At 47.7% G+C, this 23,859-nt stretch carries 12 protein-coding genes; all 12 read right to left on the reverse strand.

All coding sequences use genetic code 11. The annotated features are described in order from the left end of the window. Nucleotides 1-55: 55 nt before the first annotated feature. Nucleotides 56-2,140 carry a HelD family protein gene (locus ARB69_RS14800; RefSeq protein ID WP_055153955.1) on the reverse strand — a complete coding sequence of 695 codons (2,085 nt, stop codon included), beginning with the start codon at nucleotides 2,138-2,140 and terminating at the stop codon, nucleotides 56-58. Then, nucleotides 2,133-2,987, reverse strand: coding sequence for a helix-turn-helix transcriptional regulator (locus tag ARB69_RS14805; RefSeq protein WP_050639648.1), 855 nt, complete (start codon nucleotides 2,985-2,987; stop codon nucleotides 2,133-2,135). The genes ARB69_RS14800 and ARB69_RS14805 overlap by 8 nt, the downstream gene beginning before the upstream one ends. Before the next feature lie 677 nt (nucleotides 2,988-3,664). After that, complete coding sequence (locus ARB69_RS14810; protein WP_050639647.1) at nucleotides 3,665-4,141, reverse strand: methylglyoxal synthase; 477 nt, start codon at nucleotides 4,139-4,141, stop codon at nucleotides 3,665-3,667. Nucleotides 4,142-4,226: 85 nt separating this feature from the next. Further along, entirely contained in the window at nucleotides 4,227-5,804 is a 1,578-nt protein-coding gene (locus ARB69_RS14815) for a putative ABC exporter domain-containing protein (RefSeq protein ID WP_050639646.1), read from the reverse strand. After that, entirely contained in the window at nucleotides 5,805-6,515 is a 711-nt protein-coding gene (locus ARB69_RS14820) for an ABC transporter ATP-binding protein (protein ID WP_050639645.1), read from the reverse strand. 34 nt (nucleotides 6,516-6,549) lie between these two features. Then, on the reverse strand, nucleotides 6,550-7,203 hold the full coding sequence (locus ARB69_RS14825) for an ABC-2 transporter permease (protein ID WP_050639644.1): 654 nt from the start codon (nucleotides 7,201-7,203) through the stop codon (nucleotides 6,550-6,552). Between the two features lie 11 nt (nucleotides 7,204-7,214). After that, a complete protein-coding gene (locus tag ARB69_RS14830; protein ID WP_050639643.1) occupies nucleotides 7,215-7,916 on the reverse strand; it encodes an ABC transporter ATP-binding protein in 702 nt (233 codons plus the stop codon). Between the two features lie 995 nt (nucleotides 7,917-8,911). Continuing rightward, nucleotides 8,912-10,117 carry a type II secretion system protein gene (locus ARB69_RS14835; RefSeq protein WP_055153957.1) on the reverse strand — a complete coding sequence of 402 codons (1,206 nt, stop codon included), beginning with the start codon at nucleotides 10,115-10,117 and terminating at the stop codon, nucleotides 8,912-8,914. A gap of 64 nt (nucleotides 10,118-10,181) precedes the next feature. After that, nucleotides 10,182-10,571, reverse strand: a complete 390-nt coding sequence (locus tag ARB69_RS14840) for a hypothetical protein (protein WP_050639641.1) — start codon at nucleotides 10,569-10,571, stop codon at nucleotides 10,182-10,184. Between the two features lies 1 nt (nucleotide 10,572). Continuing rightward, nucleotides 10,573-11,286 carry a hypothetical protein gene (locus tag ARB69_RS14845; protein ID WP_055153959.1) on the reverse strand — a complete coding sequence of 238 codons (714 nt, stop codon included), beginning with the start codon at nucleotides 11,284-11,286 and terminating at the stop codon, nucleotides 10,573-10,575. Between the two features lie 45 nt (nucleotides 11,287-11,331). After that, on the reverse strand, nucleotides 11,332-12,519 hold the full coding sequence (locus ARB69_RS14850; RefSeq protein WP_055153961.1) for a hypothetical protein: 1,188 nt from the start codon (nucleotides 12,517-12,519) through the stop codon (nucleotides 11,332-11,334). Nucleotides 12,520-12,575: 56 nt separating this feature from the next. Next, entirely contained in the window at nucleotides 12,576-23,807 is an 11,232-nt protein-coding gene (locus ARB69_RS14855; protein WP_055153963.1) for a GLUG motif-containing protein, read from the reverse strand. Nucleotides 23,808-23,859 lie beyond the last annotated feature (52 nt).

Below are 23,859 nucleotides of genomic sequence, written 5' to 3' on the forward strand. Positions count from 1 at the left end.
GAAATCGCGGGGAGCGGCGGATTGGGTTGGGCGGGCGGTTGGTATTTGGTCTATTTTATTTCTTTGGCAGGTATGGGGATGGGGAGCCGGTATATAGTATTGTGAGCTGGTGCATGGCTCTGGTGGCGGCTATGTAGAGGAGGCCTTTGTCGTATTGGGTTTTGTAGGTTTCGGAATCAGCATCCAGGATTATGACTTCGTCGAATTCTAAACCTTTTGACATTTGGATGGAGGTGATGGATATTCCGTTGGTGAAACTGGTGCTTTCGGGGGAGATCAGGTGGATCTTGTGATCCCGGGAGAGCTGTTTATGTACTGCGGCGGCTTTTTTGTTTGTTTTCAGGATGATTCCCATTGACGCGTATCCGCTTTCCTGGAAGGTTTTGATTGCTTTTTTGATTTTTCGGATTTCGTCCCGGGTGTCTTCGCTTGGGATCATCTGGGGGGCAGGACCGTGGCGTTCTATGGGCTCTAAGCGGGCCGTCTGCTGGATTTGCTTTGCAAATGTGATGATTTCGTATGTTGAACGGTAGCTTTTGGTTAATTCCACCAGGCTTGCTTCGCTGTACTGACGGCGCAGGTCTTCGATAGTGTTGAGATGGTTGGGATTGATAAACTGCCCGAAATCTCCCAGGATGGTTTTGGGACAGGGAAACAGATGGTTGATGACGGCATATTGGATGGGGGTGTAGTCCTGCATTTCATCGATTACCAGATGCTTGATCCGCTTGCTTTGCTGCAGCCCCTCAAAGGACGCGTGCAGATAGAGAAACGGGTATACATCCGCCCATTCCAGGGTCTGCTTTGCAGGGAATACAAGCATGCCAGGCTGTCCAATCCATTGATAGAACGCTTTGTACAGGGCCAGGCTGCTTTTTATCTTCAGCATTTTGTTCAGGCTCTTTAATATGCTTCCCGGACGTGGAATATCGTCGCCCATGAAGTTATCTGTATCAAAACGGTCATGGATATCTTCCGCGGTCTGCTGCAGCCTTTTTTTGATTGGATATGAAGGGTAAGCAAGGAAACGGCTTTGTATAAAGTCTGCCTCTGCAGTAAAGCGACCGAAAGTATAGGCTTGGGGTTCAAAGATAAAGTGGGGCAGTTCCTCTAAAAAGGCTTCCATCTTTTCCACAAAGTCTAAAGTGGATTTGAAGCGCGCCCGCTCCGACCATTTTGCGTCGTTGGTTTCCAGAGGGTCTTTATCCGGCTCATAGGCAATGACTCCCTCCAACTGTACGGCGGCTATATCGGTAAAGCTCACACCGTAAATGGGTTCTTCTCCCAGTTCCGGAAGAACGGTAGATATGTAATCTCCGAAGACTTTATTAGGCGAAATGATTGTGATATTTCCCGCCTTCAGCCTGTCCTTGAACCGGTACAGTAAAAATGCAATCCGGTGCAGCGCTATGGACGTTTTCCCGGAGCCTGCCACGCCCTGAATGAGAATGGTTCCGGTATTTTCGTTTCTGATGATTTGGTTCTGTTCCTTTTGGATGGTGGAAATGATCGATTTCATCTTTTCATCCGAGGTGTGGGACAACTCACGCTGTAAAACATCATCCTGAATATTTACCGCGCTTTCCAGCGTATATTCCAATTCACCGTCTTTTATCTTAAACTGGCGTTTGCGTGTCAGGTTACCCTCAATTCTGCCTATAGGGGCGTCATATCCAGCCGGTCCGGACTCACTGTCATAAAACATCCCGGCAACCGGAGAGCGCCAGTCATAGATCAGAAGTTCATTTTCATAATTGAAAGTAAAACGCCCAATATAGTACTTTTCGGCCATTTTCCTGCCCTCTTCCTGAAAATCTATCCGGGCGAAATAGGGGGACCCTTTCAGCTTTGAAAGTTTTTCCCATACCCCTGCGGCGAAAGCTCCCGTATGGTCGATCTGCCTGAGCGCCAGCTCGTTCTGAAACATTTCATGGGGATCCAGTTCTCCGCGGTAATCTGCCATGTACCTTTTCGCATCCATATACTCCTGATCCATCCGTTCCAGATCGGAATGGGCCTCCTGCAGAGCGGCATCCAATTTGCCATTGATCATATCCAGGTGGGCGGCCTCATCCGGAAACTGCACGGATTCAACACATTCGATTTCCGTTTTCTTATCACTTCTGCTAAGCTCACTCATTATTTACAGCCTCCTCAGACAGGACAAAGCGCTGTGTGGGATAGCCAAACTCAATCAGAAGCTCCGCCTCCGAAAAGCCCAGTCCCTGAATCTCCCGACGCTGCCCTGTGTCCGCTTTATCACCCTCCCTGAAAGTGGTAACGCTGATCTCCTTCCCCTTTACCAGTTCGCTCGAAACCTTCTCCAAAAAAGCCTTCGGAATCCCTTTGTCCCTGTAAAGAGGGTGGGTTCCCATAAAATCAATACAACCGTTCTCATATGAAAAAAGCATAATCCCCACCGCAATCGGTCCGTCCTTTAAAATCAGAGCCTGCCTGCATCTAATCCGCCGTTTCAGCTCCGCCTCATATTCATCTTCATACAAATGCGGAAACCCATCAATAACAAGACGCACCAGATCCATCCAGCAGGGAATATCATCTTCTGCCGCAAAATCAATACTCCATTCCATAAAATCTTTACTTTGAAGCATTTCATATTCCCCCTCAAACTGAAATCTCAACTGCAAAGGATAGAACTTTTCATTCCTGCGATATTGATTCGGCGGCAGCTTATACATCTCCCTAAAAATATTTGTAAATGCCTGCTGGCTTTCATACCCCGCTGCCGCCGCAATCTCAACAATCGGTTTCTCAGAAAAAACCAAAAGCTTAGCCGCTTCCGTCAGCTGCCGGCGCTGCACATAATCATGAATTGTCAGCCCAACCGTACGCATAAAGACTCTGTGAAGATAATACTTCGAATAATGAACAGCAGTCGAGATCCGATCCAAATCCAGCTTTTCCATCAAATGCTCCTCAATAAACTCAATTGCCGCCGAAACTTTCTCAACAACATTCTTATCCATAAAAATCTCCTCCTTTCACAATTCCTAATATTATCAAACTCCACAAGATTTGTTTTGCGCATTCTTGCTATCTTATATTTCACTCCGCCCAGTCTTAACTCCTCATCCCCCATCCCTTCCGTTTCTCCCATCGTCTCAAATCCCGCCCAAATTCCTCCCCCAAACAACAAACAAAAAAAGATTCCATCTCATCCCTCATTTATATTTTATCTCCGCATCCTTCGAGCCGCCTCCCATCCGGATGCACCCAGCTGAGAAAACGGCGGGTATAGCTTCCGGCAGAGACATGTATACCCAAAGGGCGTCCCGCAGCTCATACCCTGTGGGCGGAGCCTAAGCTGAACTGCAGAATCATGTATGCCGTTTCAGAACCCTCAGAACGCGCTTAGAAACAGTTGCAGAGAAAATGTGGGGAATAGAGGGCAGGATTTGATTCACAAAATCAAATCCTGTTGCCGCCGGCGGCCTGAATGCATCGGCATTCAGGCCAACTACGGCAAGTACCTCTATTCCCCACATTTTCTCTATTACTGTTTCTTAGCAAGTGGCGCGGATTCTGAAACGGCATACATGATTCCGCAGTTCAGCTTAGGCTCCGCCCACAGGGCATGAGCTGCGGGACGCCCTTTGGGTATACACGCCTCTGCCGGAAGCCATACCCACCGTTTTCTCAGCGCCTACTTCATCCTCTCAACCCGTTCCTGTATAGTCTTATTAAAGTTCTCCACCTGTCTGCAGTAAGTCTCATTCATAAACTTAGAATTCAGCATAAAATCCGCCGTTGCCAGGTTATTCGCAATCGGAATATCATAAACCACTGCGATTCGAAGCAGAGCCTTTACATCCGGGTCGTGCGGCTGCGCCTCCAGCGGATCCCAGAGAAAGATCATAAAATCAATCTGGCCCTCCACGATCTTAGCGCCAATCTGCTGGTCACCGCCCAGGGGACCGCTGCAGTAGCCTTTCACCGGAAGCCCGGTTCTTTCCGAAATCAACTTCGCCGTTGTACCTGTTCCGCATAAGAAATGACTCTTTAAGATGTCTTTATTTCTGTCACACCAGTCCACCAGTTCTTTTTTCTTGCCGTCATGGGCTACCAGTGCTATGTGCTTTGCTTTTCCGATTTCTAAAGTTACGTAACTGTCTTCCAGCATAAATAATACCTCCCAATTATTGCAGGACCACTTTCGTGAACTCTCCTGCAGCTCATCTTTTTCAAAGTATTTGTAATCGTCTGTGCTATGCCAGCTGCTCCATAGAATAAAAACGGATAGAGGCCAGTAAACCGATGACTACTGTCATTATCATACTATAAATGAAAATAATTGGAAAGACCAAATCAACATTAACCATAAATCCTGCTGCCAGCGCAATTGCAAGCCCGATTCCAAGGATCGTCATCTGGAAAATCGCACGCACAAAGTCCTGCCCGGTTTTACCCAGTGTATCGCCCAGAAGGCACTGTGCAATGACTTTGGTATACAGCCGGTTAGCCTGCAGTACCGCGTATGTCAGAATTGCCAGGATGCTCTGAACAGGCCCGATTCCCCACGCTATACTCAACGGGATGCAGAAAATACAGCCATCCACAAGAGCCTTGATATGCTCCATCAAAGTCGCGTACCACAATTTTCTGACCGGGCTGTCCGGGATCAGAAACAGATAGGGCGTCTTCAGCTCATTTTCCCATTTTCCAAGGTATCCGGTCAGGATCAGTGTCATGTACATGATAATGCCCAGCATATACATCTGAGGCACCCCGGATTTTAAAGCGTTGTCTCTCATAACGCGGGAAAGCAGGATCGCGATGGCCAGGCATAGCAGAGTCATTTTGGAAAATATAAAATACTTTTCCTTTTTGTATTCCAGCAGCTGTCTGTAGAAAATGGCCTTTGCACCGGTTCCTTTGTATGTGTCCTTTACCCGGCGGAAGCGTTTTTTCTTCTCTCCTATCGACATGACCATCTCGCCGTTTACTTTCCGCCTTCTCATTTCCGCATAGTCATCTGCAAATTTGGCGGCGTCCTCGTAATAGTCGCCATCGCATTTCATACGGACGGCTGCCGTGATCATCACCGCCACTGTCAGCAGATACAGCACGGTACAGATTACATTCAGTACATCCGGGCCCAGAAGAATCAGGCGGTAGACGGAGATATTCCAGCCCACAACCGGTATCATCTGCAGCCCCGGCCAGTCGAAAAATGCAGCCGCAGTTTCGAGTGTAACTCCCTGCTTCTTAAAATAAATAACGATCAGAACCGCAACTCCCACGAGAAAGATCTTGATCCCTGTGCTAAGCGCCTTCATTACTTTTTGAGGTATTTTATCATTCGTGTACAAAAAGATCATCACACTGACCTCAAAAACCGTTTCCACGACACACTCCACCAGGAAAAACAGGATCATCTTCCACGGCGTAATGCCAAATACCGTGAGTCCCGCAATCAGGAATAAAACGCTCACCGCAATAGTAAGAAGATAGTTCATCCAGGCACTGTGCAGCAGGACCTTTTTCGGACTGATCGGGGCGGTAAATACAAAGTGTGCATGGGATGGCTTGAAAATAACGCCTTTTTTAGAGGCGTAGCCTGCAAAATTACTAAGGAAAATGTATAAGGTCCAAAGTGTAATTATGACAGTCAATCCCTTTGCCGAGCTGAAATGTATCTTTGTTACGAGCTGACCCAGCATAACCGCTAAAAAGATGGCATAAACAATACAGATAATCATGACCAGCAGAGATGCCGGTTTTTTCACCGCTTTTTTCAGGTTGTTTATAAAACTCCGTTTTGTAAGATATAATAATGCCTTCATCTATGCTTCACCACCTGACTCCCAACTACTGGTCATTTCAAAAAACAGGGCATCCAGGTCCTTTTCCCCGACCTCTGATTTTTGATAAGAACCTATGATGTGGCTCTTCTCCATCACAAACATCACATCCCACAGTTCCTCAACCATCTCAAGCATGTGTGTACTGATCAGAACGGTAGCACCCTGGTCACGCAGCTCAAGGATCACCTCTTTCAGTTCTTTAATCGCTCTGGGATCCAGTCCGACCATGGGCTCATCCAGAAGAATCACTTTGGGTTTAATGACAAGAGCACAGCAGATACTGACCTTCTGCATCATCCCTTTTGACAGCTCATTGCCTAGCTTATCCTGCTTGTCGTCCAGCTCAAACCGCTCCAGCAGCGCCGTAACCTCTTCCTCTGTAGTACTGCTGCCATATGCCATCCTCACATATTCTATATGCTCCCTCACGGTCAGCGCCTCAAACATAGAAGGAATCTCCGGTACATAGGCAAACAGCTTCTTGGCCTCCAGCTGCTTGGCCGGGATCCCCTGTATACCGATCCTTCCCTTGTACCTCAAAAGCCCGGCGATGCTCTTAATAATCGTAGACTTTCCTGCGCCGTTCGGCCCCAGAAGAATCCCCACCTGCCCGTCCGGGATAAAAAAACTCACCTGATCCACGGCAAGGTGCTTCCCATATGATTTACTCAACTCCTGTATCTCCAGCATAACTTCTCCTCCTCATGTTTTAAATTTATTCCAGTCAAAACTCTCTTTGTTTGAGAAACTTAACAGAAAGTCCCGCAGACACTATCATAACAGCTAATCCCAATACTATCAACAATACGGATATGCCCGTATCCATTACGATTGCTTCCGCAATCAAATTTTTCCCAATTATTGAAAACAAAGCCACCAGCCCCCATGTGGGCAGCATAATCATTACAACAAGCAACGCAGCTTTTATTTTCGTATAGGAAAATCGAAAATACAGCAGGAAGAAAATACTTAAAACAACCGACATCGCCAAAAATGTAATAGAAAGGGAGGATAAGGTTAAGTCTTCCCTTACTAAAACTATATTTTGAAGCGTAATTTTGGAAAGCAAAAAGTATATAAGCATTTCCAGTATAGTTATCAGCAGACCCAGGATATATTTTACGGCCACAATCATGCTTTTCTTATATGGAACCGCCAGCAGATATAGGTTGCCCTTATACTTATCCTCCATTAAAAAAATGTTATTAAAGAGGAAATAGCAGGCAAAGCTGACCGATATGAACAGAATATACACGCTGCTCATATGAACAGTCTGATTGCTTAAAAATATCGGGACTGCAAGCAGTATCATGATGGCAAAAACGAAATACATCCCTGCCAGTAAAAGATCTTTTTTTATGAGATGAATAATCTTCATGATGCACCTCCTCACCCAATTATTTTCAGCATTGCCTCTTCGATTGTAGGATCCGGAAGCTTTGATTGTCTCAGGAACTCCTCTTTCGATGCCGCGGCTAATATCTGCCCTTCATCAATCAGGATGATGTCATCCCCGATTTTATCCAGGTCAGAAGTAATATGCGTAGAAAAAAAGATCGTCTTCCCTTTCTCTTTCTGTTCTGACAACTCCGTACAGAATAGCTGACGCGTTTTCGGGTCCAAACCGCCGGACGGCTCATCCAGAATCAGGATCTCCGCATGATGGGATAACGCCAGGGCAAGCGCAAATTTCATCTTCATGCCCTTTGAAAGTGTATCGATCCTCTGCGACTCCTTTAGTCCAAACTTCTCCATATACCTGTGATATTCCGAATCATCCCAGCCGTCATAAGCCCCGGCCACAATGTTTTTCATAGCAGACATAGTAAACTTATCATAAAAATATCCGTCATCAAAGACCACGCCGATCCGCTCTTTATACGCCAGCTCATTATGATACATCGTTCTTCCCTCAAGAAGTATATGGCCGGAATCGTATGGGACCAGGCCTAAGATGCATTTCAGCGTTGTTGTTTTACCGGCGCCGTTATTGCCGATAAAACCGGTGATCCGGCCCTCTCTGACAGTAAAAGAAACATGATCCAGAGAAAAGGATTTGTAGTTCTTACTCAGGTTTGATACTACCAGCATTCGTCATCCCTCCTCATCTATAAAACGGATTGTGTATAAAACTATACAGCGGTAATTTGACTTCATTAATATGCGATATTTGTATTACTCCTTTAGTACAATGATACAAGGAATCCTTCCTCTTGTCAAGTAAGTTTTGTCGATGGATGGGGCCGCAAAATGAAGGTCGCAAAATGAAAGCCGCAAAATAAAGGGATAGCCGCAAACCTGCCAAATGCATATATGCCGCTGCGAAGTGCGGACACGAACCTAAGAAATTCTAGAAAGCCGACAGCCGAAAAAGCAGGGCACAGGGCGACACATCACGAGAAATCCGATGATTTCTCGCGCTGGGTCGCCTGATTTTGTGATTTGGTGATCACAAAATCTCCCTGCTTTTTCGGCTGTCGGCTTCCAAGAATTTCTAAGGTCCGCTTTAGCACTTCGCAGCGGCATATATGCATTTGGCAGGTGGCTATCCCTTCATATTGCTGGGCTCATCCAATCGGCAGTTAAGCTTGCTTACTGAGGAAGGCTCCGTAACCGGGGCAGCGTATTAATTCGTTTGGTTCTTACTGAATCAGCCCAAGACATTGAAGAAAAGGGTAAGTAATGCTGATATGTTTCACCATACGAATTTATACGCCGCCCCCGCTTCCGAGCCCCTCCCAGTGGGCAAGCTTTTCCTACCGGTCGGATGCGCCAGCCGAAAAACCGGGAAGTCGGCCCCATACCGTGAGTATATATGCTATTTTAAAAGTCCTAGAGTGTACGTTAGAGTCCCTTAAGGAAAAAACATAAAAAATGGCGGGCAGAATTTGACGTCTCACGTCAAATTCTGAAGCGGCCTAAGACCCCAAATTATCAAATTTGGGGTTGCATGCCGCTGGACCGCGATTTTTTATGTTTTTTCCTTTAGGGACTCTTACGTAAACGGAGCGGATTTTTAAAATGGCATATATACTCACGGCATGGGGCCGGCTTCCCGGTTTTTCGGCGTCCCCAAAGCGAGTTTACTAACTGCCCCCTGTTCTGAAGTAGGAATTATCGATCTGTTTCCAGTTATTATTATTCTCAGGATTGACGCCCGGCCACCCGCCGCTGGGGCTGACGCATATGTAATATTTACCGCCAAAACTATAGATACTGCCCTCCTGCAGCTTACTGCCGAAATGGTCTCCGCCTATAATATCATCCTCTGTGATCAACTGATCATTTAAAGCCAGGACTTTCGTCCAATTGTTCGTGTAATTTTTAATCTGTGCCATGCTGCCGCAATTGTATTTCTGGGTAATCGTATCCTCGGTTACATAATAATATCTTTGAACACTCTCGTCATAATAAATACCTTGCGGTACTTTTATGATTTCTGTATCATTCGGCGGTTTCATCGCATCTGCCTGATCTTTTAAATCCTGAAAGGTTGGCACTCCGGCATGGTAACTCAACGTACCGCCGTTTACCTCTATATATCCGCCGCTGTTATTTTCTTCTTGATTCGGAGGGGACGGGGGGACTTCGGGATCTACCGGAGGAGGCTCCGGCTCTGTCGTGCCTCCGGTAACAGGACCCGTGATCTCCGGTGAATTATAGCACTCCACCGTTTTCGACACCGTACAGGCATTCCCGTATTTACCGCTTTTAATCTTTAGTGTTACATCTACAAGAGGGAGAATCTCGTCCGCTGCGTTTTGCACGGTTTCAAATTTTAGAGATTCTATGCTGTATTTCATGTACATCTTGGTGGAATATTTCCAGTCAATCTCGTCGTATATGTTTTCTGATATTTTTGGATCCGGATTCTTTACCGCTTCATAATGGATGTTAAGCTCGCGCCCTCCGCCGTCTTTTGGCCTACGCTCTGTCGTGCCGATCGTGATGTGGCTTCCTGTTCTGTCATATAACTCGATCGACTGATTATCTGTACTTATGCGTATGGCTTTCCTGGTGCTTTCCCCGGCCCCTGCGCTTCCGGCATCCACAATGTTTCCGGTCTGCGCGCCTGCGATTTCACCTGAAATTTTATTCATCAGGGTATCTGCCAGCTGCTCAGCCTGTTCTGTCGTTTTCAGCTCGTCATATACCTTCACCCAGGAGATCAGCATGCTGCAGGCCATGGTGAAAAGAATACCCGTTAAGACGATTGTTACTACCATCTCAACCATGGTAACCCCTTTTTTGGATTTGAAGTTTTTACGAATTCCGGCAATCCATTTTTCCATCTGTTTCCCCACCATTATCACGGTTTATTAAGCGTATCGTGACAGTTCAGGCTGACCTGAACTGTTACGGAGTATCCTCAATTGTAAAATCATAAATTGTTATGTTGTTTCCCTTGGTAATTCCTATTTTCTGGCTTTTCAGAGGCAGGTTTTCTCCTTCGTATACCAGCTGCAGGGTCATTTTCTCTTCTGTTTTGTTTAACACTGCCTCTCCGCTGTCTTTTGCTCCGTGTTTCTGCTTGTAATAGGATGAATAAACAGCCTCTGTATTTCGCCTCATATTCTGGGAACGTGTGAGCAGCTTGTAGGACTGTGAGATTACTTTTGTGAAGGTACCGACAAGCAGCACCAGGATTACAAATCCCACAACCAATTCTACCATGGTAGACCCTTTCCGTTTATTGTCTGAATCAAAGGGATGACACGTTTTTCTGTTTTTCGCTTCATTCTGCATCTTACTCTTCCCCCACTTCGTCGCCAGTATCTGTCAAAGACCAATTCCAGATTTCATACTTCCCGTCTGGTACGCTCTTGTCTTCGGAGCAGCTCAGTTGGTATGCGCGGGTAATTGTACTGTAGTTTTTCCCGCTCTCACAGTTTACGGTGATTACCAGCGTCGTGTCGTCCTTCTTAGAGGCTTCTGCACTGTCGTAATCTGCCATTACATTATACCAGTACATTTCAACCGTAAGACCGGCTGCCAGTTTCTGAAACTTTTCATTTTCTATTTTCTCGCTGTCAAACTGTAGTTTTCGCGCAGCATTCTTTTTATTATGTTTTTTATCGTCTTCATCCTCACTGTAATACGGCCAGTTTTCGGTCCATATATTCTGCGTGATAAACGTCACCAGGCCGGAGGCTTCTGTATTTTCTATTTTGCTGCCATCTTCATTTTTTACATTATAGGAGTATATTTTCTGCCCCTTGTCTACCCATTCCCCATTGTAGGGAATGTACCAGGACTTGCCGTCATTTTCCAGCTCGTCCTGCAGTTCATTGCTCAGTGAAGCCGCCAGAATCTGGCACTGCTCCTGATCCCCATAATTCAGAGATGTTGCAAACAGGGAATAGGATAACAGCAGAAGGGAGAGGCACAAAACGACGATAACTGCCATAACCGCCAGCACATATACCATTGCGGAACCCTGATTGTATTTCTTCCTTTTCATCTTTTGCGCCTCCTTTCCTCAAAGGGGTCTGACCCCTTTTGCTGATTATTGCCTGCTGTCTTCAGTGCCTCCGGGATCACCGGACTTCCCTGTATTTCCTGTACTTTCTGCATTTTCTGCAGGTTCTGCATTATCATTGTTTTCTGCACCCGTGCCGCTGTCCTGCTGCCCGGATTTTTCATTTTCCTTCTCATTGACATCCGGGATCTCCTGCGCCTTATAGCCTTTTGCATTCGCATCTCCTGCAGGCACGGCAGCATGATCCGGCTCATCCGCAACATACTGATCTGCTTCTGATGTCAGAATAAGATCTTCCAGACTGGTCCAGTCTGTCCATCCATATCCGGACCAGTCCGTTACTTTAATCTTAACTGCTTTTATGCTTTCAGGATCTGTCAGAGTAAAGCTCTTGGCCTGATCTGAAGCATATTTCAGGCTTACGTTTCCGTCCTCATATTCAAACCGGAATAGAATTCCATAGTTTCCGATGGCACCCGCCTCATTTACCGTGTACCTTTTTTCACCGGCGTCCCATACCGCAGCGAATTCCTCGGTATGCTCATACCCATTATCTGTATTTGAATACCGGATGCTGATGCCGGAATCCTCTTCCTGCCATGCAGCACTGCATGAAGTTTGATTCCTGTAGCTTTGCTTCACCATGTTCCCGGAATCACTGCGGTACCAGCTGGACATGCTTGCCCCGCCTTCTCCGGTATCCGCATCGCAGGACAGGAATGTGACCTGCCTGGTGTCCTGGTTCCCTGCAAAATTCTCAGATACGATTCGATCCATATCCGGCAGAGTGAGTAGAAATACCGCGCCATCCTGTGACAGCTGCCCGTAGGTAACCAGCGTACTGCCTTGATCCTCCGTCTCCAGTTTCCAAGGCAGTCCAATGGTTCTGCCTGCGCCGATGTCTCCTAAATAATAAACATTTTCATCATAAGCACTGCATGACGGGTAATACTCTCCCGGGGCTGGTGCAGTAATCATGGCATGGTCCACATCCGCATAACGATTGTCTGACTTTTGTGAACCTGCAAGCGGATATCCGGCTGCCAGATCTGCGTCCGACGTATCCTTATAAAATACATGATAATAAGTTCCGTTCCCCTTTGTAAACTGCAGCATATAAATCTGCGCCGCCTGGGATGCTCCCGATATCTCCGCGGTGTAATCTGCTGCATCCGGCCGTATATTCATACGGATCTGCGGATGTTCCGCTTCCACTTTGACCGGATAGCCCTCCTGTGCTGCCGCCTTATGCTCCAGTTTTGATACTGCATTTACAGAAATGTCAACCGCTGTCCAGTCGCTGATTCCTTTCCATCCGGCTCAATTGCCATGATTTCTGTATCCGCCAGCTTTCCGTCTGCATTCTGATACTGCCCGTTTTCAAGCAGCAGCAGGGAACTCATCGAATTTTCCTCCGCTCTGGCATATGCACTTCTGTACTGTACCCCGCCCGCCTCATCTGGCAGCTTATAAATAAAGTGTCTCATCCGGGCGTTGCTGCCGTCCACTTCCAAGGCAGCCCCATCTCTTGCAGATAGAGCGGCCGGAGCATCCTGGCCTTCGACCGGTCCTGTCGTACCTGCAATCTCAGTTACTTCGTCCGACTTCTGGTACCAGCTTCCGAAGGCGGAGTCTTCATACCGTTCTATATTTCCTGAAATGCCTTTTGCCATTACCTGCGAAGTCCTGATTTCCTCTGAAGTTCCTGCGCCATTCACCGTTTCCGGGTCCGCCAGTACAAGAACAAATTCCTGTTTACCTTCTTCAGATGTTTGGCATTTCAGATAAGATACTGCCGTAAATACAGTACCATCCTCTGCTGTGATCTGCAGCTCATATGGCAGATCCAGGCTGCCGCCGTCGGCCGGCAGACTGCCTGCATATCCCGCATTGGCCAGATTTGCATCCGGAAGATACGTATCCTCCAGTTTTTCGCCCAGGCCTTCCATCTCTTTTGCATCTGATGACAGCACATAAATGTGGTACTTGTCTCCGTCCCGTTTTGCATAGATCCAGTCCATCTCCAGCAGCGTATCATAACCTGCCTCCTGTCTGCTGTTCTGGGAGTTGTGGATGATCTGCAGCAAATAGTGTTCTGCATACGCTTCCACTGTACAAATCAGCGTAGTCTGTTCCGTCTTGTTGTCATCCTGCCCCGCCGTATCTCCTTCGTAATGACCTGATTCCGTGTATACCACACCGGTTCTGGACTTTGTCATTTCCGGAACCGCATTTTGTACACGGGGTATCCGGAATTCGGCGTAACTCCTGTTATACTTGTATTCATGAGACCAGTAGGAACTGATCTGGCTGTCAGATACCGCACGGACAGCCGCTGCCATATACATCCCAGCACAATCGGAAAGACTGATTGAGGACGTCTTTCCGGTATGGTCCGTAACTTCTATCTCTGTTCCATGCAGGTTATATGTTCCGCCTGCGAGATTGCCGCCCATGGATATGGTATCCTTCATGACATATTTGGGCTGTGCACCCTGAATCAATTCCCCGTCCGCACCTACTGCACTTGCCTCAAAGAATAACAGATGAAGTTCATACCTGCCGTTTGCCGTGCCATAGCCGCTGCCATCCATTGTGAGATGCAGTCCGTCATCGTTCATCGCATCTATGGTCATATATTCTTCGGTGCTGTATTTTTCTGCCATGGCCAGGTCTGCCACATCCGGCACAGGAAGCCTTGACGGCAGTTCCATCTCGCGGATGACACCTGCGGGACCGTCCTTGTACATCACGGAATCTTTCTCTGCTAATGCTTTGACCGATACATGGATTGTCATTCCGCCGGTAAATTCACTCAGGTCAACACTTCGCTCTAAAGCGGCGGAAGAAACTCTTTCCGCTCCGCTCAGAGATAAAAATGTCCAGATCTCTCTGCGAGTTACCGCATAGGAACCGTCTGCGTTCTCTGTAATAACTACGGTCTTATCCACCTGTGTTGCATCGCGGTAGATATCCTCGTCTGAATTTTCTATTATTTTGCTGTATGTAACCGTCCCCGCTGCCTCATCCACAGATTCCTCATAGCCATTTTCCCTTAAATCTTTCTTTAATACTTCCGTTTCCTCTGCGCTGTACTGACTGCAGACCTTATCATCCGCGCTGCGCTCTATGGTAACGGTGTATCCGGCCAGATGATCCATGATGCCTTCTGAATTCTCATCCGCAATTCCTGTCCATTTAACGTCGTAATACATGTGATCCTTATCCGTCACCCCGGCCGCATCCTTGTGCAGCTGTACGGCAGGCATGGCAATCTGTTCCAGTGCCAGCTTCACTTCAAAAGTATGCTCCGTGTAGAACGGAAGTTTTTTCGACTGTACAGCCGTCTCCCCGGCCGGTATGCCCTTGCGGGTCACCCGCAGCGTCATTTTTGAATAATTCCAGCTTCCGCCGCTGTCTTTAAAGGTGTACTCATTTGCATTCACAACGGTCTGCGATTCCAGCAGCGTCCGTTCTCCCGAAGAAGTATGCCCGTATAGCTGCAGGATATACTCTGCACCCGATTCCAACAGGCCCTGATCCCATTTAAACGTGTAAGCGGCTCCATTTTCAAGCGGCTGTACCTCGTAATCATCCTTTGAAATAACCGGGTTTGGCTGAATCGGAATCTGATTCGCCGATGTTGACTGGCTGATATAATCCCTCTGCCCATTTGCAGGATTATCATGGACATTCAGCACATTTTGTTTCACCTGATTTTTGAAGGTATCGCTATGCGCAAGCAGTGCTCTGTATATGATCGTATAAGTGCCGTCTTTCTCCAGGCGCACCACATACCCCGGATTCAGCCTCTTTGTACCGCTGTTTACAATTGACTCATTGTCACGGTCCGCATCTTTCAGCGTATACAGCTCTTCTTTTGTGGCATTCTGCTTCACAATATGCCCATACTGGCAGATATACCATTGATTCTGCCATGGATAACTTTGTATACTATATTGATCGTATTCCTCCAGAAGGTCTGATGGCAGGTTCGCCAGCGTGCTGATCTTGGCGGCGCCTCCTGTGCTTGTGATATGGGACTGGCCGTTGGAAACAGAAATATCAATTTTAGTGCCATCCTCATATTTCAAATAATTCTGCACGATCAGCTCCGCCTCGATATACAGATCTACGTTTGATCCGCTTGGAGTCTTTCCAAGCTGATAACTCAGGCCGTCCGGTGTATTTCCATAAAAGCCGTTCCATTTTGCGGTATACAGATCCTCATTCTTTAAAGTGTCTATCCCATAATATGCTGACTGGTACATGATAAGAGGGGATTCCGATGCCCTGCCTTCTATGGCAAGCGCCTTCACAGCAAAATTAATGTTGTCCCTCCGGTCATTTGCAAATTTGGTAATGACCTTATCCGCTGTGTATGTATGGCCGGCCTGAACCGTGATCACTGCCTGCTTATTGCCCTCTGTTGCCACAGTGCCTGCCGGTGACACCGACATGTAGACCGGAATCACTGTTCCCTCTTCAAAATCTTCCGGATTTTCCAGTACTGGTTTCCACCCAAATGACTTGGTGTTGTCCAGATACACCAGTTCCAGATGTACCTTCGGTGCGGTCTGAGGTTTTGTCAGCAGCATCTTGATACTGCCCCATTTTGAAACATTGGCGGCTATAAACTGTCCGTCATTTTCCGGCATCGGATCGGTGGGCGCCCTGTACTGCCCATCCTTATCCTGAAATGTTCCGTCTGCGTCATAATAGGTCATGTAGGCAGTCCCATTTACAGCCCTGACATAAAATGTATACTCCCGGCCGAACCACTCGGCATCCTGCGGGATGTCATATTCTGCATACCCCTGCCCGTTCTCCAGTGAAGTTACTGTATTCGGCACAAAATGCGGGGTGTCCGGATTGCCTTTTTCTTTTGCCTGCCAGCAGACCTGATATCCATATGCCCCCGGCACTTCCTTTATCTTCAGCGTTGTCTTACCGCCGGCATTTATCACGGAAAACTCCGGAGCCTCTGCCTTCATCTTTAAGTCATACGCATCCAGATAATACTGCTCTACCAGCGTCAGCGCGTTTCCATTCTTCTGATCTAATTTAGAATAGCTGACAGCTTCCAGCCTTCTTTTTGCCTCTCTTGCGGTGATCGAAGGAATCTTTGAAGCCTCCAGGAAATTGGGAACCGCTTTGCTTGCGGATCTCAGGTTATAGCTTGGATACTCTGTTTGTGCCGTTTTTGAGGCATACATGGAGGATCCTGATTTGTTCGGGTCGTCCAGCGGTGCCTGCCCGTCAACACCAACGCTCCCGCCGTTCCTTATCGTTTCCAGATCTTCTTCCGCCTGTTCCAGGGCGGCAGCCGCTGTTTCCAGGTTCTGCTTTGCAGTTTCATAAGCGGCAGATGCACTGTCCCATGCTTCTTTATCCAGCGGGTTTTCCGGTTCGGAGACATTGCGCACAATACCATCGGTTACGTTCAGTTCTATGCCCGGCAGAACAGCATTTGCAACAAATTCACAGACCGTTCCTGCCGTACTGTATCCCGTTCCGCTTATGCTGTCTCCCTTCAATAAACCATAGATATTCCCCTTATATGTGGCAACATAATCTGCCTGAAAGGTAATATCACTGATCTGGCTGCTGTTATCCAGCTCAAATCTTCCAAATGAGTTCTGTGTTCCGCCAGATACATAGCTTAACCCAAATGTAAAAAATCTGGTAGCCTCATCCGGATGATCCGTTGTCACTGCCTGGCACAGGCTGTCTCCAAAGTTTTTGTAAGCTTTGACTGTTTTGCCGTCTGTGAATTTTGCAGTTATAAAGTTTTCCGGGCTTTCATCTTTTGCCTTCAGATATTTGACCGATCCGTCTGCCGCTGTATAGGACACTGTATAGATATAGTACCTGGTCCATGATCCGGTGGAATTTGCTCCCCAGTAGACGCCAAAGGACTTCACGGAAGGATATGAGAGTTCCTGGACCCCTTCACTTTCATCATATCCAAGAGCAGTCTCAGCCAGGGTATATTTCACAGTCAGGGGATTGCTCTGTTTAATTTCCCCGCCATCGGCAGGCCGTACCTGGCATCCGTTCCCGTTTTCGGTCTTTCCGTCAAACATATCTTTAAATGCGCCGCCGTCATTTTTTACAGAACTATAAAAGCTCTCTTCCGCATCTAAAGAATAATAAATCCCATCCCCATACCCGGGGTTCTTGATTTGATTTACTTTTGTTTTTGCAGACTGCAATGCAGCCTCCGATTCTTCCTTCTTCTCTTTCGCCGTCTCAACTGCCAACTGGGCTTCTTCCTCCGTCATCCCTGCCTCTATTTCCTTTGTATAGTAGTAGGAATTCACAATCTTGGCCTTATCGGAATCCGATACTTTACGAGTCAGACCTGCCCCGGAAAAGTCAAAGCAATCCTGCATTCTCACCAAACCATTGTTATAGTTGGCTATCCCGTAAAAATTCGTACCTGTCCCATAATTTCTGCACCGGCTGAATGAAACGCTCATAAATTCATTGTTAAAGTTGGCCATTATTCCCGCGCCGGCCGTAGTTCCGGTTACCTTGCCCGTATTGATACAGTCACTGAAGATGGCCTGGTTTGACGTATTGCATACTGCGGGCCTGCCTGCAAGACCGCCTGCATACCCCCCTTTTACCTCTCCCTGATTGCTGCATCCTGTAAATAAAATTCTGGCGTGATCCGTCAGGTCATACAACGATCCGATCATCCCTCCGCTAACAAGGGAGGTCACTTCTGTACCGATTTTTCCAGTATTGGAAGAGTTTTGGATGGATCCGCCATTATACTTCCATCTCCCCACAAATCCGCCTGTATTAGATGGCCCATCCACCTTTCCTGTATTTAAGCAGTGGTCCATCGAGAATGTATTGCTTTCCTGATTTTCTAAACGGCCGATCAGTCCTCCAACTGCAGTACTGTCCTTAATGCCGCTCTTGTTCGCTACACTGGCATGATTCTCCACAAAGCTCATGCTGCTTCCTGAACCGGACCAGCCGCAGATTCCGCCGGTACCGGAATCGTTGATGTAATAATAGTGCTGTACAGACCAGCCCTTTCCAGTGGACAGCTTCTCTGCATCGGTACCTGTAACTACAGCTCCTGCCTCATTTCTGCCCACAATACCGCCAACGATACCGCCGTTTCCGCTGATAACTACCGTGTCTGTAGACTTCTGGCGATCCGCTTCACCAAAGTTATCACATTCTCGTACCGTACCAAAATTCCAGCCTGCTATCCCGCCAAGGTATGCCGTATACGTCTGGTTATCCTTATTGCTTACTCCGGAACGGATTACCGTGCTCTCATTGCTTTTATCCACACCAATGTAGCAGTGCTCGATCAGACCGCCGGCCGTATTCTTTCCGGTGATCCCGCCCGCATTGACGATATTGCTTCCATTTCCGCCGACCTGGAGGGTTCCGTCAAAGGAACAGTCTGAGAGGTTCCCTTCGTTGATTCCCGCGATTCCTCCATAGCCCATATCCGTATTGCCAAGCAATGCTATGGTGCCAATGGCGGTATCCACAACTTCACAGTGTTCGATCGCACTGGATGCTCCCAGCTGCCTCCCCGCTACGCCGCCTAGATTACAGTAGGATACGGTAGGTGCTGTTTGAAGATCCACATTCTTTATCAGTACGGAAGTCCCGTTCCCTGTCTCGCCTGAAATCTTTCCGCCCCCTGAGTTTTCCCCTGCGACTCCTCCTGCGCTGCTGCCATTCGCATAGGTGATCACTTCAGAATCCAGGATTTCTCCCCCTGCAAGCCGGATCATGCCGCTGTTCAGGCCCGCAATCCCCCCTGCAAGGCTTTCGTTTGTGCTCTTGGAAGTATTCCTGACGGAGATCTTGTCTATCGTGCACTGCTGAATCATACCGCTGTTTGAGCCGCTGATTCCCCCGACACGATTCAGAGCCGTAAGAGTAATCCGCAGATTGCCTTTCACTTCACACAGTTCTATATTACCTGTGTTATTTCCACTGATACCGCCGGCATTTCCTGCCGAAGCTAAAATATTGCCGCCATTTTTGCAGTTTTTAACCGTTCCGCTGTTCTCTGCCACAATGCCGCCGGCATATCCGGATACTGACGTGACCGTCCCATAGTTATCACATTCTGTTATGGAATAGTTGCCCGTATTTCTTCCAATGATGCCGCCAGCATTTCCTTCACTCGCGGTAATAACAGAGCGGCTGATAAATGACGAAATGCTTTGACTGTTCTCTCCTATGATACCGCCTACATTTTGTGTACCGCTTACAAAACCACTGATCGTAACCTTGGCATATCCGGATGCAGTTAATCTGCCCTCATTTTTTCCGATCAGGCCACCTGCATTTATATTTCCGGTCACATAAACCACATTGCTGTCCAGCGTTTCCGCATCCGTTAATGCAACTCTTCCCTCATGTCCTCCGAACTTCCCGTTAAATCCTGTTACAGCTCCGGCATTCTTGCCGGAAGATAATATTCTGGCCGTTCTCAGTTTCGAGTTGTGGATAAGGCCGAAATTCTCGGCTGCTATTCCGCCTACATTATCTCTTCCGGTGATTGTACTGCTGTTAATCTCACAATCCATTATGATTCCCAGATTGATACCGCAGACCCCGCCTACCTGATCCTTGCTGCTGTCGCCGATGCTGGAAGCCTTACATTTCTCAATAATTCCTCTGTTAATCTCACAGAGCGCCCCCGTATAGGTTGCTCCTCCTGTCGTAGTAACATCACCCACGTCTCTGTTGCTGCAGCTTTCCAATGTGGTATTGTTACCTACTATACCGATAATACCTCCCGCATACGCATATGCGAATTCAGCAGCTTCATCCCGGCCAGTCTGCTCCCCTGCCACGCTTTCCCTGATGACGCCGCTTGCAGTCACGGGTGTCAGGTTCTCTACGTTCTGTATGGTCAGATTATTCAAATCTTTGCTGTAGCCAAGTACGCCGCCGGCAAAGACTTCCGCGCGCACCCCGCCAAATTTGCTGCTGGTTACGCCCTCTTCATAGCCTGAGATTTTAAGCCCTGTATTCGTATAGAATGCAAAATCACCGGGTACTTCCTCCGCAAAATTGTATGTTATTTCAGCATTTTCGTCTGCTTTGATATTCAGGCCTTCCTGATATGCCGCCACCTTCGCCTTCTGGTTCCCTTTAGCAGTAAGAAGTGCATTATATCCGATAAATCCTCCCGCATATGCCTTGGCTTCTATATTTCCCAGAAAGTTATCGGTCTGGAATACTGTTTGAATAATGGAGTCTGTACATACCAGATTGCCCCCGATGATGCCTCCCACGAAATAGGCGCCTTCTACTGCATTTGGTTTGGATACCAGCTTTCTGGCGCTGCCCGCCCCATAGGTATCCGTAGCCGTATCATACGTATACTGCAGCAGGCAGACCGACGCATTTAAGCCTGCATAACCACCGGCAAAGTTTCCGGATGCATTTACATATCCGCCAGCCAGCTCGTAGTCCTCCACCAGCGCATCCACATCATTATAACCGACGATTCCGCCCACGTAATTGCGCCCTGCTATATAACAGATCGCAGATAATGCATCTCCGCTTGCCCCCGTCGCTTTCCCGTCCGCACCTCTTTTTGTATTTCCGATAATCCCGTTGTTATATCCGGCAATTCCGCCGGCATAATCCCCGCCAAGATTCGTGACCTCGCTGAGGGAATCGTCCTCTGCGCTGTTTGCCACATCACTGTTGCATCCAAAGATCCAGCCGGCATTAAATCCGGTAATTCCCCCGGCATAATTGCCTGCCGCCACTATGATGCCTTTATTGATCCATCCGCTGATCTTCACCTCCAGGGAAGGTTCTTTCTCCGGCTCCACCACGTGGACTCCATCGGCGACATCCTGAAAGACATTTCCTTCGGCATCCACATAATTTCCGCCCCTGTTTCTCTGCACGCCTGCATTGCAGCCTACAATTCCGCCTACGTATGTATCACCGATCACATGTGCTTCATTGACACGGTTGTTGCCCTCAATCCCGCTGGCAGGGCCGGAATTAAATCCCACAATCCCGCCTACATACTGATTGCCGAAAATATATCCCTGGCGGCGGCTGTTCTCGTTTTCTGTGGAACAGTTTTTGATCTCACACCACTGGTTATAACCTGCGATCCCGCCTACATAGGTTCCCTTTAATTCGCTGCCGCCGTTTTGGATCCCGTCTATGATTTCCTCAACCGCTTTCGCTTCATACTGCGGAGAGCTGGTACAGTCCTCAATCACAAAATGATCCGTAGATTGGGTCTTATTCTCCGCATATCCGATGATTCCGCCAATAAACATCGGCTCTATCCCTGCGCTCTCACTTCTTCCGGATACGGCGCCATAATTCCCACATTCACTCATTTTTATTTCGGATTGCTTATCCCCTGTCAGTCTTCCCGCAATTCCGCCGACAAACCGGGTACCTTTCACCGAGGCACGGTTCAAAAGCTTCTGAAAAGTCTGCTTGTCCGCCGAAGCCTTCCCATCCTGTGCGCAAAAAATGCCGCCTACATTTTCCCCTCCTGTATAAGAACCGTTGTCTTCCAGCCTTTGTTTTCCGGATATACTGCTGGCATTTGACGTGCTCTTCACTGCCAGATTCTTCAGGCTGCCGCTGTTAATGCCGCAGAATGCCCCCACGTTGCTGATCCCCGACACAACAATGGAATCCAGGCTGATTCCCCGGATATTTCCTTTGTTCTCAAGGAACAAGCCTGTGGAATTGATTTCTTTTCCCGTACCTTTTAATTCCAAAGAGTCATTTGTCTGTGCTGTGACCGTCAGCCCCTTTATCGTATGATTCTCCTTTTCCGCCTTCCAGTTTTTGGCAGAGTATCCTTTGGTCTCGAAAATGGACTTCTGCCGCAGATAGCAGATGGAGGGAAAATCTGTGTTTGTTTCCTGTACGATGCCGCCATGGAACAGGTACTTATTCTTTACAAGTGCTTTCCAGTCAATATCCTTTGTCAAAAGCCACGTGATGTTCTCCGGCAGCTGATACGCATACTCCTCCAGTTCCTGCTCATTACCTGCAAACAGCTTTGTATAATTTCCGCCTGTTTCCTCAATATCCTCTATGTAACGCATATTAAAGAGATGGCGCGGATTGGCTATCTCATAGCGGTAAGTTGTCACGCCGTCTTTCTCTGAGGATGTGCTCTCATCGCCGTAGTAGATATCCGCCAGATTACTTTTCTTTAATGCAGTGGGCTTATATCCCGTACCGCTCCCTTTTATCTTGCAGTAGATCTTTTCTGCGCTCAGTCCGAATCTGTGGAAACTATAACTGTCGCTCAATTCTTCCGCTGCACCGCCCATACCGGAATAGGACGGCCTGCTGTAATTCTTATTGCCTATTCCGTTCCCCTGGTATCCCTCAATATAGGTCTGTGATGTAGCGTTCAGATCGGCTGCATCCAGTACAAGATGCACCGTCCCATTTGTCTCCACATATAGATAAAATTTGTAGTTACCAAGCGTCTTTGCTGTCTGCTTTCCCTTTTTATCATACCAATAGCGTGTAACGGTACCCAGTACCTGTTTTTTCTCATTATAAGCGGACGGCCACTGGTATTTTCCACTGTCTGACTCCTCCTGTGCATTCAGCAGAATCGTCAGCCCGATTTTATTCGATGTTGCATTATAGACATCCAGCTGATACGTCAGCTGGTTCCATGCTTCCTCTGCCTTGCTCAGCCGGAAAGACAGGTTCAGCGTATCTTCGTTGTTCAGCCGCACTTCGCTTATCACCGGCTTTTCTGCATTCGGACTGGTCGCTTTTGCCATCGTATCAACACCATAATAGCCCAGCATTACGCTCTTGCGCCTGGAATAAGTACGGTCTCTTATGTCAATTGTTTTCTCTGCCTCCGCATCCGGGGTTCCGTATACGAAGTTCTCCTGCTTGTCGCTGTACATTGCTGCAAACACCTGTCCGTCCGACGCGGAAAATTCCACGCAGACCGTGCCGCCGCTGAATATGGATGTATCATATATGTAAGTTTCCAGCATCCTGTACAATGCCTGTACTAATCTTTGTTTTTCCGGTGAAACCCCGTTCCAGCTGCTGTTTTTATACGCTTTATAATCGGCAGGCGTACCGGTCAGAGAATAGATGGTGCCCTGATACTTTTTGGCTTTTGTGCCCTTTCCCTCAGACTCGTACCATACTTTCTCCAGCTCGTAAGGATCCCCGCTGCTTCCGATCAGTTCTTTGTTTTTCAGCTCTTCATCTATGCTCTTCGCTCCGTTATCTTCCAGCAGGCTCTCCAGTTTTCCCAGATAGCCGGAATAACTGTACTCGGAAAGCCGGTTCTGGGCAGCAGAAAAAATCGTCTGCGCATATTCGTTCTGTTTTCGAAACTGCGCATTACGATACCATGTGACCAGGCTCACAACAAGGGTACCGGCAAGTATCAGCATAATCACTGTTACGACAACCAGTTCCACTGTCGTATATCCCTTTTTAAAGTTTTCTGCCTTTCTTCTTTCCCGCATAGGCCCACTTCCCGTTGATATTAATTATTCCACCGCTCCCAAACAGTTTAGC

Source organism: Faecalicatena contorta (genome assembly GCF_001404335.1).
GTDB lineage: Bacteria > Bacillota > Clostridia > Lachnospirales > Lachnospiraceae > Faecalicatena > Faecalicatena contortus_B.

Coding starts and splice junctions, on each gene's coding strand:
- ARB69_RS14830 (WP_050639643.1), bottom strand. CDS start 7,916: ATGCTGGTAGTATCAAACCTGAGTAAGAACTACAAATCCTTTTCTCTG.
- ARB69_RS14825 (WP_050639644.1), bottom strand. CDS start 7,203: ATGAAGATTATTCATCTCATAAAAAAAGATCTTTTACTGGCAGGGATG.
- ARB69_RS14815 (WP_050639646.1), bottom strand. CDS start 5,804: ATGAAGGCATTATTATATCTTACAAAACGGAGTTTTATAAACAACCTG.
- ARB69_RS14840 (WP_050639641.1), bottom strand. CDS start 10,571: ATGCAGAATGAAGCGAAAAACAGAAAAACGTGTCATCCCTTTGATTCA.
- ARB69_RS14820 (WP_050639645.1), bottom strand. CDS start 6,515: ATGCTGGAGATACAGGAGTTGAGTAAATCATATGGGAAGCACCTTGCC.
- ARB69_RS14855 (WP_055153963.1), bottom strand. CDS start 23,807: ATGCGGGAAAGAAGAAAGGCAGAAAACTTTAAAAAGGGATATACGACA.
- ARB69_RS14805 (WP_050639648.1), bottom strand. CDS start 2,987: ATGGATAAGAATGTTGTTGAGAAAGTTTCGGCGGCAATTGAGTTTATT.
- ARB69_RS14845 (WP_055153959.1), bottom strand. CDS start 11,286: ATGAAAAGGAAGAAATACAATCAGGGTTCCGCAATGGTATATGTGCTG.
- ARB69_RS14835 (WP_055153957.1), bottom strand. CDS start 10,117: ATGGAAAAATGGATTGCCGGAATTCGTAAAAACTTCAAATCCAAAAAA.
- ARB69_RS14800 (WP_055153955.1), bottom strand. CDS start 2,140: ATGAGTGAGCTTAGCAGAAGTGATAAGAAAACGGAAATCGAATGTGTT.
- ARB69_RS14810 (WP_050639647.1), bottom strand. CDS start 4,141: ATGCTGGAAGACAGTTACGTAACTTTAGAAATCGGAAAAGCAAAGCAC.